This window comes from Bradyrhizobium lupini (genome assembly GCF_040939785.1).
GTDB classification, from domain to species: Bacteria; Pseudomonadota; Alphaproteobacteria; order Rhizobiales; family Xanthobacteraceae; genus Bradyrhizobium; species Bradyrhizobium canariense_D.
Genome location: NZ_CP162553.1, coordinates 7,583,820 through 7,599,306 on the forward strand (window position 1 = coordinate 7,583,820; position 15,487 = coordinate 7,599,306).

At 63.3% G+C, this 15,487-nt stretch carries 16 protein-coding genes and 1 pseudogene; 14 read left to right on the forward strand and 3 right to left on the reverse strand.

The annotated features are described in order from the left end of the window. Window positions 1-71 precede the first annotated feature (71 nt). The 11 genes and pseudogenes from AB3L03_RS36500 to AB3L03_RS36550 all read left to right on the forward strand — a co-directional run bounded on the left by AB3L03_RS36500 (window position 72) and on the right by AB3L03_RS36550 (window position 10,209). A pseudogene (locus AB3L03_RS36500) lies at window positions 72-624 on the forward strand (NADPH-dependent FMN reductase). 209 nt (window positions 625-833) lie between these two features. Then, the gene (locus AB3L03_RS36505) at window positions 834-1,151 is read left to right on the forward strand and encodes a septum formation initiator family protein (protein WP_007590617.1); all 318 of its coding nucleotides are present in this window, start codon (window positions 834-836) and stop codon (window positions 1,149-1,151) included. A gap of 311 nt (window positions 1,152-1,462) precedes the next feature. Then, window positions 1,463-2,485: a pyruvate dehydrogenase (acetyl-transferring) E1 component subunit alpha gene (pdhA, locus tag AB3L03_RS36510; RefSeq protein ID WP_085353223.1), complete on the forward strand. Its 1,023-nt coding sequence runs from the start codon at window positions 1,463-1,465 to the stop codon at window positions 2,483-2,485. A gap of 29 nt (window positions 2,486-2,514) precedes the next feature. Further along, complete coding sequence (locus tag AB3L03_RS36515; protein WP_247369917.1) at window positions 2,515-3,903, forward strand: pyruvate dehydrogenase complex E1 component subunit beta; 1,389 nt, start codon at window positions 2,515-2,517, stop codon at window positions 3,901-3,903. 3 nt (window positions 3,904-3,906) lie between these two features. Continuing rightward, entirely contained in the window at window positions 3,907-4,209 is a 303-nt protein-coding gene (locus tag AB3L03_RS36520; RefSeq protein ID WP_007590623.1) for a DUF5076 domain-containing protein, read from the forward strand. Between the two features lie 2 nt (window positions 4,210-4,211). Then, window positions 4,212-4,664, forward strand: coding sequence for a nucleoside deaminase (locus tag AB3L03_RS36525; RefSeq protein WP_018458058.1), 453 nt, complete (start codon window positions 4,212-4,214; stop codon window positions 4,662-4,664). 60 nt (window positions 4,665-4,724) lie between these two features. Continuing rightward, complete coding sequence (locus tag AB3L03_RS36530) at window positions 4,725-6,074, forward strand: pyruvate dehydrogenase complex dihydrolipoamide acetyltransferase (protein WP_368507995.1); 1,350 nt, start codon at window positions 4,725-4,727, stop codon at window positions 6,072-6,074. Between the two features lie 48 nt (window positions 6,075-6,122). Continuing rightward, on the forward strand, window positions 6,123-6,329 hold the full coding sequence (locus tag AB3L03_RS36535; protein WP_018458056.1) for a hypothetical protein: 207 nt from the start codon (window positions 6,123-6,125) through the stop codon (window positions 6,327-6,329). Window positions 6,330-6,346: 17 nt separating this feature from the next. Beyond that, window positions 6,347-7,768 (forward strand): dihydrolipoyl dehydrogenase, encoded by a 1,422-nt coding sequence (lpdA, locus tag AB3L03_RS36540; RefSeq protein WP_368507996.1) that lies wholly within the window; start codon window positions 6,347-6,349, stop codon window positions 7,766-7,768. 144 nt (window positions 7,769-7,912) lie between these two features. Continuing rightward, on the forward strand, window positions 7,913-9,154 hold the full coding sequence (locus tag AB3L03_RS36545) for a threonine synthase (RefSeq protein WP_368507997.1): 1,242 nt from the start codon (window positions 7,913-7,915) through the stop codon (window positions 9,152-9,154). An 86-nt stretch (window positions 9,155-9,240) separates the two neighbouring features. After that, the gene (locus tag AB3L03_RS36550) at window positions 9,241-10,209 is read left to right on the forward strand and encodes a tripartite tricarboxylate transporter substrate binding protein BugD (RefSeq protein ID WP_018458053.1); all 969 of its coding nucleotides are present in this window, start codon (window positions 9,241-9,243) and stop codon (window positions 10,207-10,209) included. A 32-nt stretch (window positions 10,210-10,241) separates the two neighbouring features. On the opposite strand, the gene AB3L03_RS36555 is transcribed toward AB3L03_RS36550, so the two are convergent. From AB3L03_RS36555 to AB3L03_RS36565, 3 genes are all read right to left on the reverse strand, one after another. Then, on the reverse strand, window positions 10,242-10,628 hold the full coding sequence (locus AB3L03_RS36555; protein ID WP_018458052.1) for a response regulator transcription factor: 387 nt from the start codon (window positions 10,626-10,628) through the stop codon (window positions 10,242-10,244). 85 nt (window positions 10,629-10,713) lie between these two features. Further along, window positions 10,714-11,385 carry a response regulator transcription factor gene (locus AB3L03_RS36560; RefSeq protein WP_368507998.1) on the reverse strand — a complete coding sequence of 224 codons (672 nt, stop codon included), beginning with the start codon at window positions 11,383-11,385 and terminating at the stop codon, window positions 10,714-10,716. Further along, window positions 11,382-13,817: a PAS domain-containing sensor histidine kinase gene (locus AB3L03_RS36565; RefSeq protein WP_085384619.1), complete on the reverse strand. Its 2,436-nt coding sequence runs from the start codon at window positions 13,815-13,817 to the stop codon at window positions 11,382-11,384. Before AB3L03_RS36565 ends, AB3L03_RS36560 begins: the two co-directional genes overlap by 4 nt. Before the next feature lie 744 nt (window positions 13,818-14,561). Between AB3L03_RS36565 and AB3L03_RS36570 the strand changes: the two genes are divergently transcribed. The 3 genes from AB3L03_RS36570 to AB3L03_RS36580 are packed head-to-tail and all read left to right on the forward strand — an operon-like array spanning window position 14,562 to window position 15,473. Next, the gene (locus AB3L03_RS36570; RefSeq protein ID WP_231188449.1) at window positions 14,562-14,930 is read left to right on the forward strand and encodes a hypothetical protein; all 369 of its coding nucleotides are present in this window, start codon (window positions 14,562-14,564) and stop codon (window positions 14,928-14,930) included. Continuing rightward, a complete protein-coding gene (locus AB3L03_RS36575; RefSeq protein WP_039800268.1) occupies window positions 14,927-15,115 on the forward strand; it encodes a hypothetical protein in 189 nt (62 codons plus the stop codon). Before AB3L03_RS36570 ends, AB3L03_RS36575 begins: the two co-directional genes overlap by 4 nt. Before the next feature lie 58 nt (window positions 15,116-15,173). After that, a complete protein-coding gene (locus tag AB3L03_RS36580) occupies window positions 15,174-15,473 on the forward strand; it encodes a hypothetical protein (RefSeq protein ID WP_368507999.1) in 300 nt (99 codons plus the stop codon). Window positions 15,474-15,487 lie beyond the last annotated feature (14 nt).

Below are 15,487 nucleotides of genomic sequence, written 5' to 3' on the forward strand. Positions count from 1 at the left end.
ACTTGCATCTATCGGTCGAGATCGCTTAAGTGCCGACCCGGCACTCCCGCTGAAGATTTCGAGGACACTCTATGGCCTACAATATCGTCACGATCGCCGGCAGCCTGCGTAAGGACAGCTTTTCGCTCAAGATCGCCAATGCGCTCGCCAAGCTCGCGCCGGCCTCGCTCAAGCTCGAGGTCATCACGCCGGCCGGCATCTCGTTCTTCAACCAGGACCTCGAGGGAGCGCCGCCGGCGGATTGGCTGTCTTTCCGCGAAAAAAATCCAGAAATCGGACGGCGTCATCTTCGTCACGCCGGAATACAATCGCGCGATCCCGGGGGTGCTGAAGAACGCCATCGACGTCGCCTCGCGGCCCTATGGCAAGAGCTCGTTCAACGACAAGCCGGTCGGCATCATCGCGAACTCGCCGGGCCCGCTCGGCGGCGTCAGTGCCGCCAAGACGCTCCAGAACATCCTGCCGGGCATTTCCGGCCCGATCATGCAGCAGCCGGAGGCCTATCTGAACGGGGTGGGCGACGCGTTCGATGCCGACGGCAACCTGACCAAGGAGTCCTTGAAGCCGGTGCTCCAGGCCTATATCGACGCGTTTGCGGTGCACGTCGCGAAGCATCACGGCTGAGGCCGCGAACCCCGGGTCTCCGTCATGGCCGGGCAAAAGCGCGAAGCGCGTCTTCGCGCTAGATGTCCCGGCCATCCACGTCTTTGCCAAATTGACGAAGAACGTGGATGCCCGGCACAAGGCCGAGCATGACGGCTGAGCCAGGCATTGGAACGCCAAGCGGGCGGGCAATTAGCACGCCCTTAACCAACCTGTCCCATCTTCCCAGGATGGTCTCCCGCGCGCGCCTGAAATCGATCCTGACCGGTCTTGCCCTCTATGCGATGGCGGCCGCCATCGTCGGCTATTTCGGCGTCAACGCCTATACCGGCAAATACGGCCTCAACGCCCGCCAGGAGCTCGACCAGGAGATCGTGGCGCTGACCAGCGAACTGGCGCAGCTCAAGCGCGAGCGCGCCAGGAGCGAGCAGCGCGTTTCGCTGCTGCGCTCCGCGAAGATCGACCCCGACATGCTGGACGAGCGGGCGCGCTTCCAGCTCGACTACGTCAATCCGCGCGATCTCGTCCGGACAATCCCGGCGAACTGACACGCGAGCGGCACAAGCGCCATTTGCGGGGTTTGCGGTCTGCCGCTGACTCCATCGAGCCAGCGCGATTGCGATATGCAAGCAGCCCGTTGCTTCCTGCGGCTGACGTGAGCGGGTCTGCGATCGGTATTCCACACACGATGCGGGAGTCGGGGAGCTAAATGTTGCCCGATCCGCGTCAAAGATTTTGCAATATTACGATCGCGTTGCAGTGCGGCATAATGAAAGGCGTGCCATGCCGCCGCGGTGCTTTCCAAGGGCGTTTGACTTGGGTTAGACAGGGCTGAAGTTTTCTCTGACCCGGAATTCCCATGGCCGCACCCAAGAAAGCCGCCGCGAGTACTGCACAGGACAAGACCGACGGCGGTTCGCCCCCGGAATTCACCAGAGAGCAGGAGCTCAAGGCGCTCCGCGACATGCTCCTGATCCGGCGGTTCGAGGAAAAGGCCGGCCAGCTCTACGGCATGGGCGCGATCGGCGGCTTCTGCCACCTTTATATCGGCCAGGAGGCCGTGGTGGTCGGGATGCAGATGGCCCTGAAGCCGGGCGATCAGGTCATCACCGGCTATCGCGATCACGGCCATATGCTCGCCACCGGCATGGAGGCCAAAGGCGTCATGGCCGAGCTCACCGGCCGTCGCGGCGGCTATTCCAAGGGCAAGGGCGGCTCGATGCATATGTTCAGCAAGGAGAAGCACTTTTACGGCGGCCACGGCATCGTCGGCGCACAGGTCTCGCTCGGCACCGGGCTCGCTTTCGCCAATCACTATCGCGACAACGACAATGTCAGCGTCACCTATTTCGGCGACGGCGCGGCCAACCAGGGCCAGGTCTATGAGAGCTTCAACATGGCGGAGCTCTGGAAGCTGCCGGTGATCTACGTCATCGAGAACAACCGCTACGCCATGGGCACTTCGGTCTCGCGCGCCTCGGCGCAGCAGGATTTCTCCAAGCGCGGCGCCTCCTTCAACATTCCCGGCCAGCAGGTCGACGGCATGGACGTCCGCGCCGTGAAGGCCGCCGGCGACGAGGCGGCGGCCTGGTGCCGCGCCGGCAAGGGACCCTTCATCCTGGAGATGCAGACCTACCGTTACCGCGGCCACTCGATGTCCGATCCCGCAAAGTACAGAACGCGCGAGGAGGTCGAAAAAGTCCGCCACGACCAGGATCCGATCGAGCAGGTGCGCAACCGCCTGTTGGCCGCCAAGGTCAGCGAGCAGGATCTGAAGGCGATCGACGCCGAGGTGCGCGACATCGTCAACGCGTCCGCCGATTTCGCCCAGCATGATCCCGAGCCGGATGCCGCCGAGCTCTGGACCGATATTTACCGCTGAACGCGCGCAAGCTTTCTTTTGGAGCCGATATGCCAATTCAAGTGCTGATGCCCGCGTTGTCGCCCACGATGGAGAAGGGCAACCTCTCCAAATGGCTGAAAAAAGAGGGTGAGACGATCAAGTCCGGCGACGTCATCGCCGAGATCGAGACCGACAAGGCGACCATGGAGGTCGAGGCGACCGATGAAGGTACGCTCGGCAAGATCCTGATCCCCGAGGGCACCGCCGACGTTGCCGTGAACACACCGATCGCGACAATTCTGGCCGATGGCGAAAGTGCCGCCGATCTCGCCAAGGCGCCCGCGCCTGCCCAGCAGCAGAAGGCTGCCGAATCCGCAGCCCCTGCCGCCGCGAAGACCGAGGCTCCAGCTCCCAAGGCTGCGCCGGCGCCGCAGGCCGTCGCAGAACCCGACCCGGAAGTGCCCGCAGGCACCGAGATGGTGACGCAGACCATCCGCGAAGCCCTGCGCGATGCTATGGCCGAAGAGATGCGCCGCGACGCCGACGTCTTCGTGATGGGCGAAGAGGTTGCCGAATACCAAGGCGCCTACAAGGTGACGCAAGGGCTGCTTCAGGAATTCGGCGCCAAGCGCGTCATCGACACGCCAATCACGGAGCACGGCTTTGCCGGCATCGGCGTCGGCGCCGCGATGACCGGGTTGAAGCCGATTGTCGAGTTCATGACCTTCAACTTCGCTATGCAGGCGATCGACCAGATCATCAACTCCGCGGCCAAGACGCTCTATATGTCCGGCGGCCAGATGGGCTGCTCCATCGTATTCCGCGGGCCCAACGGCGCCGCTTCCCGCGTGGCCGCCCAGCACAGCCAGGATTATTCGTCCTGGTATTCGAACGTCCCCGGCCTCAAGGTCGTCGCGCCGTTCTCGGCCGCTGATTACAAGGGCCTGCTCAAGGCTGCGATCCGCGATCCCAATCCGGTGATCTTCCTCGAGAACGAAATGCTCTACGGCCACACTGGCGAGGTGCCGAAGCTCGACGATTTCGTCATTCCGATCGGCAAGGCGCGCATCGTGCGCTCCGGCAGCCATGTCACGATCATCTCGTGGTCGAACGGCATGAGCTACGCGCTGAAGGCCGCCGACGAACTCGCCAAGGACGGCATCGAGGCCGAAGTGATCGACCTGCGCACGCTGCGTCCGATGGACACCGACACCATCGTCAACTCCGTCAAGAAGACGGGACGTGCCGTCACGGTGGAAGAAGGCTGGGCCCAGAGCGGTGTCGGCGCCGAGATCGCCGCGCGGATCATGGAGCATGCCTTCGACTATCTGGATGCGCCTGTAACCCGGGTCTCCGGCAAGGACGTGCCGATGCCGTATGCCGCGAACCTGGAAAAGCTCGCGCTGCCTTCGGCTGCCGAAGTGGTCGAGGCCGCCAAAGCCGTCTGCTACAGGTAGACCATGGCGGGTCCGAAGGAGCAGCCATTGCCACCCGACGTCCTCGTCCGCGATGATGCGGTCGAGATCCTGCGCGTGTTCGTGCTGGACGGCGGGCTGTCGATGGCGTTCCAGCGGGCCTTCGACGAGCCCGACATGTGGGGCCTGCTGCTCGTCGATCTCGCCCGTCACGCCGCGCGCGCCTATGCGCGCGAGAGCGAATACACCGAGGAGGACGCGCTGAACCGGATCATCGAGATGTTCCAGGCCGAGATCGAGCGTCCCACCGACACCGGCACCACGACGCCGCGCGGGAAGGGGCACTGACCGTGGCGATCGAAGCCTATCATTTCGATTTCATGCTGGAGGCGATCCGCGAGGCGGAAGCCTCGATCGCGCAAGGCGGCCTGCCGATCGGCGCCGTGCTGACCCGCGACAACAAGGTCATCGCCCGCGGCCACAACAACCGCGTGCAGGAAAACAACCCGATCCTGCACGGCGAGATGAGTTGCCTGCGCGAGGCGGGTGCGATTTCGTTCCACGATACCGTCATGTACACCACGCTGTCGCCATGCGCGATGTGTGCCGGTGCGCTCGCACTGTTCAAGGTGAAGCTCGTGGTGATTGGAGAGTCCGTCACCTTCGAGGGCTCCAAGGACATTCTCGACAAGTTCGGCATCTCCTGGATCGACCTTGCCGACGACCGCTCCATCACCATGATGAAGAATTGGCGTTCCATCCCTGCCAATGAGCGCCTGTGGCAGGGCGACATCGGCAACTAACCTGGTCTGTTCGTCTTCGGTCCGGAGACGGATTTTTGCAAAGTTCTTCTTGAGGTCAGCATGCCCATCAACATCCTGATGCCCGCTCTTTCGCCGACGATGGAGAAGGGCAACCTCGCCAAGTGGCTGAAGAAGGAAGGCGACAAGGTCAAATCCGGCGATGTCATCGCCGAGATCGAGACCGACAAGGCGACCATGGAGGTCGAGGCCATCGACGAGGGCACGATCGCCAGGATCCTCGTGCCCGAGGGCACGCAGGACGTCCCGGTCAATGATGTGATCGCGGTGCTGGCCGGCGAGGGCGAGGACGTGAAGGCGGCAGGTGCCGCCAAGCCCAGTGCTTCCACCGCACCTCCGAAAGCTGCTGAAGCTCCCGCTGCTGCGCCGGCTCCTGCGCCTGCTGCGCCCAAGGCCGCGCCGGCGCCCGCCGCAGCACCTGCACCGCAGGCCGCAGCACCGGCTGCGCAGAGCAACGGCCATGCCGGCCGCGTGTTCTCCTCGCCGCTGGCGCGCCGGCTCGCCAAGGAAGCTGGCGTCGATGTTGCGATGGTGACCGGCACCGGCCCGCACGGCCGCGTGGTCGCGCGCGACGTGGAGCAGGCCAAGTCCGGCAAGGGCCTCAAGGCTCCCGCGGCGACGCCGTCGGGCGCGCCCTCGAGCGCGCCGACCATGTCGGACAAGCAGATCCTGTCGCTGTTCGAGCCGGGCTCCTACGAGGTGGTCCCGCATGACGGAATGCGCCGCACGATTGCGCAGCGTCTGACCGCGTCGATCCAGAACGTCCCGCACTTCTATCTCACCATCGACTGCGACATCGGCAAGCTGCTCGCCGCGCGCGAGGAGATCAATGCGGCTGCTCCCAAGGACAAGGAGAAGAAGCCGCTCTACAAGATCTCGGTCAACGACTTCGTCATCAAGGCGATGGCGGTGGCGCTGCAGAAGATCCCGAATTGCAATGTGAGCTGGACCGAATCCGGCATGGTCAAGCATCACCATTCCGACGTCGGCGTCGCCGTGGCGATGCCGGGCGGCCTGATCACGCCGATCATCCGCAAGGCCGAGACCAAGACGCTGTCGACCATCTCCAACGAGATGAAGGATTTTGCGGCACGCGCGCGCTCGCGCAAGCTGAAGCCCGAAGAGTACCAGGGCGGCACGACGGCCGTCTCGAACCTCGGCATGTTCGGCATCAGCCACTTCACTGCCGTGATCAATCCGCCGCATGCGACCATCCTCGCGGTCGGCACCAGCGAGGAGCGGCCTGTGGTCCGCGGCGGCAAGATCGAGATCGCGAACATGATGAGCGTGACCCTGTCCTGCGATCACCGCGCCATCGACGGCGCGCTCGGCGCGGAACTGATCGGCGCCTTCAAGCAGCTGATCGAAAATCCCGTCATGATGATGGTCTGACGCGCGGTAGAGGGGGCACCGTTGCATGTCCGTACCCGCTGGCCATGGATGTCGCTGCTGCTTGGAGCAGTCGTCGCGCTCAACCCGATTGGGCTCGATCTTCTTTACTCCGCGTTCTTTGCCGGTGAACAACTGGCACGGAACATCGCCCAGCCGGTCGTGCTGATCGCCTTGGCCGTAATGGCTTTGGCGACGATGCTCGAATGGCTGGTGAGGTCTTTTCTGATCAAGCGCCGCGCCCGCGGCGCCTCTTGAGTTGAATGGGAGCCGCCATGGCCGAGACATCCTTCGACATCATCATCATCGGCTCCGGTCCGGGCGGCTATGTCACCGCGATCCGCGCCGCCCAGCTCGGCTTCAAGGTCGCGATCGTCGAAAAATCCTATCTCGGCGGCATCTGCCTGAACTGGGGCTGCATCCCGACCAAGGCGCTGCTGCGCTCGGCCGAGATCTACCACTACATGCAGCACGCCAAGGATTACGGCCTGTCGGCCGATAACGTCTCGTTCGATCCGAAGGCGGTGGTGCAGCGCTCGCGCGGCGTCTCGAAGCGGCTGAACGACGGCGTCGGCTTCCTGATGAAGAAGAACAAGGTCAGCGTGATCTGGGGCGCGGCCTCGATCGACGCGCCCGGCAAAGTCACCGTGAAGAAGTCGGACGTCGAGGGCCCCAAGGGTGCGCCGGGCGAGGGAACGTATCAGGCCAAACACATTATCGTCGCGACCGGCGCGCGGCCGCGGGTGCTGCCGGGCCTCGAACCCGACAAGAAGCTGATCTGGACTTATTTCGAGGCGATGGTGCCGGAGCGGATGCCGAAATCGCTGCTGGTCGTCGGCTCCGGCGCGATCGGCATCGAGTTCGCCTCCTTCTTCCACACCATGGGCTCGGACGTCACCGTGGTCGAAGTGCTGCCGCAGATCCTGCCGGTGGAGGACGCCGAGATCGCCGGCCTGGCCCGCAAGCGTTTCGAGAAGCAGGGCATCAAGATCCTGTCCTCGACCAAGGTGACCAAGCTCGAGAAGAAGGCCGACAGCGTCGTCGCTACCATTGACGACGGCAAGGGCAAGCCTGTGACGACCGAGTTCGAGCGTGTGATCTCGGCGGTCGGCGTCGTCGGCAACATCGAGAACCTTGGACTCGAGAAGCTCGGCGTGAAAACGGATCGCGGCGTCATCGTGATCGACGGCTACGGCAAGACCAACATCCCCGGCATCTATGCCATCGGCGATGTCGCGGGGCCGCCGATGCTGGCTCACAAGGCCGAACATGAAGGCGTGATCTGCGTCGAGGCGATCAAGGGCCTGCATCCGCACGCCATGGACAAGAACCTGATCCCGGGCTGCACCTATTGTCAGCCGCAGGTGGCCTCCGTCGGCCTCACCGAAGCCAAGGCCAAGGAGAACGGCCGCGAGATCCGCGTCGGCCGCTTCCCCTTCGTCGGCAACGGCAAGGCCATCGCGCTCGGCGAGGACCAGGGCTTGGTCAAGGTGATCTTCGACAAGAAGACCGGCCAGCTGCTTGGCGCCCACATGATCGGCGCGGAGGTCACCGAGCTGATCCAGGGCTACGTCGTCGCCATGAACCTTGAGACCACGGAAGAGGAGCTGATGCACACGGTGTTCCCGCATCCGACCCTGTCGGAGATGATGAAGGAAGCCGTGCTGGATGCGTATGGACGGGTGCTGAATATTTGACGGGCGCGCATCGCCGCCCACCACGTCATTGCGAGCGAAGGGAAGCAATCCAGACTGCCTCCGCGGAAAGACTCTGGATTGCTCCGCTGCGCTCGCAATGACGAGCGGAGGGATCTGTTTGCAAAACAAGAAGGAAATCACCCCATGCAAGACAACGACAACCTCACCATCGAACGCCCGACCTTCGTCACCCATCTCGAATGCGCGATGGAGGGCGATCATTACGCCGCCGACCAGGTCCACAACCTCTCCAAGGCCGGCAAGCCGCTGCTGGTGCGCTACGACCTTGCCGGTGTGAAGACGGCACTGACGAAAGACGCGCTCGCCCAGCGCCCCGCCGACATGTGGCGCTACCGCGAGCTTTTGCCGGTGCGTAAATGTCAGGATATCGTCTCGCTCGGCGAGGTCACGACGCCGCTGATCCGGCTGCCCAAGCTCGGTGCAAAACTCCTCGGCGGCGAGATCATCGTCAAGGACGAGGGGCGCTTGCCGACCGGCTCGTTCAAGGCGCGCGGCCTCGTGATGGCGGTGTCGATGGGCAAGGCGCTCGGCATCAAGCATATGGCGATGCCGACCAACGGCAATGCCGGCGCGGCGCTCGCGGCTTATGCGACCTCCTGCGGCATCAAGACCACGATCTTCTGCCCGGCCGATACGCCGGAGGTGAACGTCAGCGAGATCGAGCTGCAGGGCGCCACCGTCTACCGCGTCAACGGCTATATCGACGATTGCGGCAAGATCGTCGGCGAGGGCAAGGCGAAAGTCGGCTGGTTCGACACCTCGACCTTGAAGGAGCCGTACCGCATCGAAGGCAAGAAGACGATGGGGCTCGAACTCGCCGAGCAGCTCGGCTGGGACGTGCCCGACGTGATCTTCTATCCGACCGGCGGCGGCACCGGCCTGATCGGCATGTGGAAGGCGTTCGACGAACTAGAGAAGATCGGCTTCATCGGCAGCAAGCGCCCGCGCATGGTCGCGGTGCAAGCCTCCGGCTGCGCGCCCATGGTGCGCGCCTATGAGGCCGGCACCGAGCATGCGACGCGCTGGGAGGACGCTCACACCATCGCGTCAGGCATTCGCGTGCCGCAGGCGATCGGCGACTTTCTCATTTTGCGCGCGGTGCGGCAGAGCAACGGTTTTGCCATTGCCGTCGACGACGACAAGATCTCGTCGGCGCTCAGCGAGGTCGCGCGCGAGGAGGGGCTGTTGCTCTGCCCCGAAGGTGCTGCCACCTACGCCGCCTACAAGGACAGCCTCGCCGACGGCCGCGTCAGCAAGTCCGACCGCGTGATGCTGTTCAATTGCGCCACAGGCCTGAAATACCCGCTGCCGCCGGTCACCCGCACGCTCGATCGTCATAAGCCGATCGACTATTCGCAGTTCTAGCGCGGCATTTCGTCCCTTCACGAACGATCCCTCTTCCCGTACGCGGGAAGAGACAAAAACAACAATGACATTGCTGGGAGAAGACAATGAAGGCCGCCTGGGCTGCGCTGATTGCTATTCTCGCTGTTGCAGGCGCCGCGCGCGCCGACGACTATCCCTCGCGTCCCATCACCATCATCGTTCCCTTCGCCGCCGGCGGTCCGTCGGATGCGATGGCGCGAGTGCTTGCCGAGCGGATGCGGACATCGCTTGGGCAGCCGCTGGTGATCGAGAACGTCACCGGCGCGGGCGGCTCGATCGGCGTCGGCCGCGCCGTGCATTCGGCCCCCGACGGCTACACGATCTCGTTCGGCCATCTCGGCACCCACGTCGCCAACGGCGCCGTCTACAAGCTCAATTACGACCTGGTCGCGGACCTGGAGCCGGTGGTGCTGCTGCCGAGCAATCCGATGATCGTCGTCAGCAAGAACGCGGTGCCCGCGACCTCGCTGAAGGAGCTGCTGGACTGGCTGAAGTCGCGACCGTCGCCGCCGACCGCCGGCACCGCCGGCGCGGGCTCGGGTAGCCACATCGCCGGGGTCTATTTCGAGAGCGTCAGCGGCATCAAGCTGCAATACGTACCGTATCGCGGCACCGCGCCCGCCCTGAACGATCTCATTGCCGGCCAGATCGACATCATCGTCGACCAGACCTCGAACTCCATCAACCAGGTCCGCGCCGGCACCATTCGCGCCTACGCCATCACCGATGACAGGCGCCTGTCGTCGGCGCCCGACATCCCGACGGCGGAGGAGGCGGGCCTGAAGGGCTTCAACATGACGCTCTGGTCCGGCATGTGGGTGCCGAAGGGCACGCCAAAGGCGATCGTCGCCAAGCTCAATGCCGCTGCCGTGGAAGCGCTGAACGATCCCGGCGTGAAGAAGCAGCTCGAAAGTCAGGGGCTTGAGATGACACCCCAGGATCAGCTCACGCCCGAGGCCCTGGGCGCCCGCCAGAAGGCGGAGATCGCGAAGTGGTGGCCAATGATCAAGGCGGCGAACATCAAGGTGGAGTGAGCGCCGTGTCGCCAGGGCTCGGCGCCAGCGTATCACGTCTCGGTTTGATCGGAGCCGGACAGGGCCATCCGCAGACATTCAAGCAGAGCGGGCGTGGAGAACGGCTTCGCCAGAAAGCAGATAGCGCCCGCTTTCAGCGCGCGGTCGCGCACGGCATCGTCGGGAAAAGCCGTCATGAAAATGAAGGGCGTGTGGTGACCAAGGCTGCGCATGTGCGTCAAGAGCTCAAGGCCGCCCATCAACGACATCTGCACATCCGCGATCACGCAGGACGTCGTCTTCAGTTCGGCCGATTGAAGAAATTCGTCAGCGGAGCGAAAGATGTTGACCGTGTATCCCCGCGACGTCAGCAGATTATTGGTCGCAAGGCGGACTGATCGATCATCGTCGATGACGGAAATGGCCGAGGGGATTGACAAGATGATCGCTCCTGATCGGGGAGCCGCCGATCACGGTGCCGCACTTGACGAAAGTGAGCCCTTGGAGCGAGCTTGAAAAGCATACTTAGGTTTGCACCTTTCCGCCCGGGCGTGAGATTCCGAGCGCCTCCACCATTCTGACGAGATCGGCCAACGACTTGGCGCCCATTTTCCGCATGATCTGCCCGCGGTAGATCTTGACGGTAATCTCAGCCAATCCGAGCTCGGCAGCGACTTGCTTGTTCATCAGGCCGGACGCCACCAGGGCGAGGATGTCGCGCTGGCGCGCGCTCAAACCCTCGAATCGGGACCGCACTCCCGCGACCGACTCCTCGGCATTGCGTCGCTTGCGATCCCGTTCGATCGCGGCCTGAACCGCATCCAGCATGTCCTGGTCGCGCACCGGCTTGGTCAGAAAATCGATGGCGCCGCTCTTCATGGCCCTGACGGTCATCGGAATATCACCATGACCGGTGATGAAGATAATGGGCGTGTGAATGTTCGCCTTCGCTAGGTCCGACTGCAGGTCAAAGCCGCTTGAGCCCGGCAGGCGGATGTCGAGCACAAGGCAGCTGGGGACCGCCGGTGGCTTGGCTTCCATGATCTCCGCCGCGGAGCCGAAAGCCTCGACCTTGAGGCCGACGGATTGAAAGAGGTTGGTGAGCGCACGGCGCATCGATGGATCGTCGTCGACGATCAAGACGATCGGATCGTCGGAACTCGTCTGCACCGTCGCCACCTTGGGATGGTCGGTCACGACGTGTCCTCGATCGGCAAGGGCAGGGCAATCTGGAATGTTGCTCCGCTTCCGTCATTGGGGAAGGCCGAGAGCCGGCCCGCATGAGCCTCGATGATCGATCGGCAGATCGACAGTCCCATCCCCAGGCCGCTCGGCTTTGTCGTGAAGAAAGGTGTGAAGATGCGCTCCGTCGCGCCGTCGCCGAGGCCGACCCCGCTGTCTGTCACGATCAGGAGCATGCGGCCTTCGCCGTGCTCGCTCGCCTGGCTGGAGCGGATCGCAAGCTCGCGCGGACGGTCCACATTGGCGTGCATGGCTTCAATCCCGTTCATGACCAGGTTGATCAGCACCTGCTGCAGCTGGATCCGGTCGCCGCAAACGCTGGGTAGAGCGGACGCCAGCTCCATTCGTACCGACACGGCATGGGTGGCAAGCTCGCGGCGGACGAGCGCCACCGTCTCCCTGACGAGCTGGTTCATGTCGACCGGAGCCATCTCGATCTCGGTCTTCTTCGCAAGCGTTCTGATCCGGCGGATCACCTCGCTGGCGCGATTGGCGTCCTCGACGATCCATTCCACGGAACGGCGTGCGGCATTCAGTTGGGCTGGTTCGCGGCCGAGCCATCCGATACAGGCATCCGCATTGGAGATCACGGCGGCCAAGGGCTGATTGATCTCGTGGGCGATCGAGGCCGTAAGTTCGCCGAGCATCGTGACACGCGTCACGTGAGCTAGTTCGGCTTGCGCCTTGCGCAGCGCTTCTTCGGCCTGCTCGGCGCGGATGGCCGCCGTCACGTCGCTGCTGACGCCACGATAGCCGAGAAAGTTGCCGTTCGCGTCGTGCAAGGGCTTGCCGCTGGTGCGCACGTAGATCGGAGATCCGTTGCGATCCTTGCTTCGGTAGACCAGGTCGCGAAACGGAAGGTGGGCATCGAGCGTCGCGCGATGCCGCTCCCACTTCTCGGGCTCGAGCTCGGCATCGGGTGGAATGTCCCAACGGGCGAGACCGATCACGCCCGTGGGCACGGGACCGGCCGTGTCGGCATGTTCCGAAATCCGTGTGATACGGTGGTCCGGCCCGCTCTCCCAAAACCAGTCCGAGGCGGTTTCGGCATAGTCGCGAAATCGCTGCTCGGACAGCTTGAGCTCGTCAAAGGCTTTTTGCAGCGCTTGTCTGGCGGCAAACTGCTCGGTGACATCGACGTGGGTGCCGATGATTTCCGTGACATCGCCGTCCCCGCCGACGACGGGATGCCCCTCCGTATGGACGTGCCGTACGGAACCGTCCGGACGCAAAATCCGAAAATCAACTTCGAAAGGCTGCTTTTGCCGGATTGCCTGACGTTCCACATCGACGATCCGGCGAAAGTCTTCGGCGAGGATCCGTTGTTGGAAAGCCTGCGCCGACAGATCGATCTGGTCCGGGTTGAATCCGAACAGGCGATAGAGTTCGGCCGATCGGTAGGCAAACTCCTGACTGCGCACGTTCCAGGCCCAGCTGCTCGTGTGGCTGAGGCGCTGGGCTTCGGTCAGATAGGCTTCGCTGCGACGCAGCCGCTGTTCGGTTTCCTTTGCCGTAGTGACGTCAGTGACCGCTCCGACAAACTCGATGTGGCCGGATCCATGTCTCACCACGCGTGCCACGGAATGGAGATATTTGATGGTTCCATCGGGCATCAGCAGGCGATACTCATGGTCGAAATCGCCGACCTCACGGAAGGCCCGATCAAGGGTCTTGCTGACCGCATTGCGATCTTCCGGATGAATGCGCTGGAAAACGAAATCGAGCGTCGGTTTGACCTGCGGGTCACATTGGAAGATGCGAAAGGTCTCCCTGGACCAGACGGCCTCGCGGGTTGCCAGGCTCAGGCCGAAGCTGCCGGTGCGGCTCAACTCCTGCGCTTGGGCAAGGTAGGCCTCGCTCTGCCGCAGCGCATCCTCCGCCTCCTTGCGCTGGGTGATGTTTTCGCAGGCGACCAGCACGATCGGCGTGCCGTCGCCGCGTCGCATGGCCTTGGCGTTCTCACGGACCCAGAGAACCGAGCCGTCCTTCCGGATCTTGCGAATCTCCCAGGTGTGCGACTGGTCCACGGTTTCCAGGCACAGCCCGACACAGCGACGGACGAAATCGCGGTCCTCTTCGAAAAAGACGTTCAGCACAGATTGGCCGGTCAACTCGGCCGCCGTGTAGCCCAGTTGCGCGGCGCCAAATGTATTTACGTTGAGCACCGTTCCGGCCGGATCGACCATGAAATACATGACCGGATTGTGCTCGAACACTTGTCGCCATTGCTTCACGGCGTCGCGCAGGTCGGCATTGTCCTGCCGCCAGCCATCCCCAGTCGCGGGCTCGCCTTTCCCCGCATTGCCGAGAGATCGAAGCGCCGCAAGGCCGCCGAGCAGGAATTGCGCGGCCGAATTCCCTAGTTTTGCGATCTGGCCAGGCATCATCGCAAGCGTCCCGGCCCGCGTGGGGCAGGGAGAGTAGAGCACTTTGCGACAGCAGGGGCAATTCCCTGATCAAAGCAGGATTCCGCATCGAAAGTTCGCGGGCTCCGTGCAGCTTGCCAGCGTTGCGCCGTCTCGTTGCGAGCGGACGAAACTCCGGTAAATCACCGGACAAACCTATGTATAGGTCGCGCAATCCTAGTCATACGCTGCATTTACCTCCGTACAATTGAGCGGCCCGTCACATGGGGACTAGTCTCACCGGCAATCCAGTGGTGTCGATCGCAACGCTTGAACAGTTGAGTAGCGCGGGGTCGTGCACTCAAGAGGCCAGCTTCGCCTCCGCCGGCGCTGACTTGCCGATGATCTGGTCACGATTGAGAAGCCGCATTTCGTTGACGAACGTGATGATTGTGCATCAGCGCCCGTGGGGATCCTCGACCGTCAGAGGCGCCCATCAGAGGCCAGGAGGAGAGGATCATGTGCGATAAGCCCGAACACTCCGAGCGCCCTTCCGCCGCAAAAAGCTGCGCCGTCTGCAGCGGGAAGTTCGGCCTGATCCGGTATTATTCCTGGCGAGCGCCGCTTTGCTCCCGGAAATGTCTCGATCGCTTCAGAGCGCGCCGCGAACGCGATCGCCGATGGCTGTTTCGGTCTCAGGCGGCGTAAGCACCAGTCACCGGATCCGCTGCGTTCGGCAATTCTGTATCGGGAGGCTGCGCGTTGAACCGTTGTTGCAAGCTCCTCTTGGCGATCACGCTGCCGCTTTCGTTGATGACTGGAGCGGAGGCGGACGAGGCCGGACAGGATGGCGCACATCGTCATCCGCCTCGGGATCTGCTCCTCCACGAGCAGTTCTATTCGAGTTGGCACATGCCGGACAATCCGGTGCTGACTTGCTGCAACAACGCCGACTGCTACCCGACCGAGATACGGCGGGTCGAGGGGAGCATCTACGCGCTGCGCCGGGAAGACGGGAAATACATCCTCATTCCGCCTCAGAAGGTCGAGCGAAACAGGGATAATCCCGATGGCCGCAACCATCTTTGCGCGCCGCCGCCGTCCGCCTCTCTCGTCGACACGGTCTACTGCTTTGCGCTCGGAGGTGCCACATGAGGTTCATATTGGTGAACGGCAGGACCCCTTTTCGCAAAACGTCCTGCCTCTGGTGCTGCGAGGAGATCAGCGGCGGCTATCTGCGCGATGCGAAGACGCTGCTGCCCTACTGCGGCTACGAGTGTTACGCGCTTCATGGCGAAGCTGCGCCGCTGATCGAGGGGCGCACACGAGCGGCGTCTTGAGCGGATAGGGAGGGCGAAACGGGCGGTGGATTTGCCGTCCGGGCGAGAGGACATCGCGATGAGATTCATGTTCGTCAATCAGGAAGGGCCTCGCCACGGCGGTACCTGCAGCGCGTGCGCGCAGCCGCTGGGCGCGAGTTACGTCCGCCATGTGCCCGCTGAGCGGCGGTACTGCGACTATGATTGCTACCGTCGATATCAGCAGACGGCGGTGGAAATGCTCTGGCGTTACCGCAGTTCGCTCGAAGCGATCACGGTGTCGAGCTGGAACTGGATTCTACAGACGGGCGCGCTCTCGCGCTCGCTGACGGAAGCATTTCTGCGCGCGTACGAACCCTCTGACCACGGAAGGAGGTGACGGCTCGCCAAACG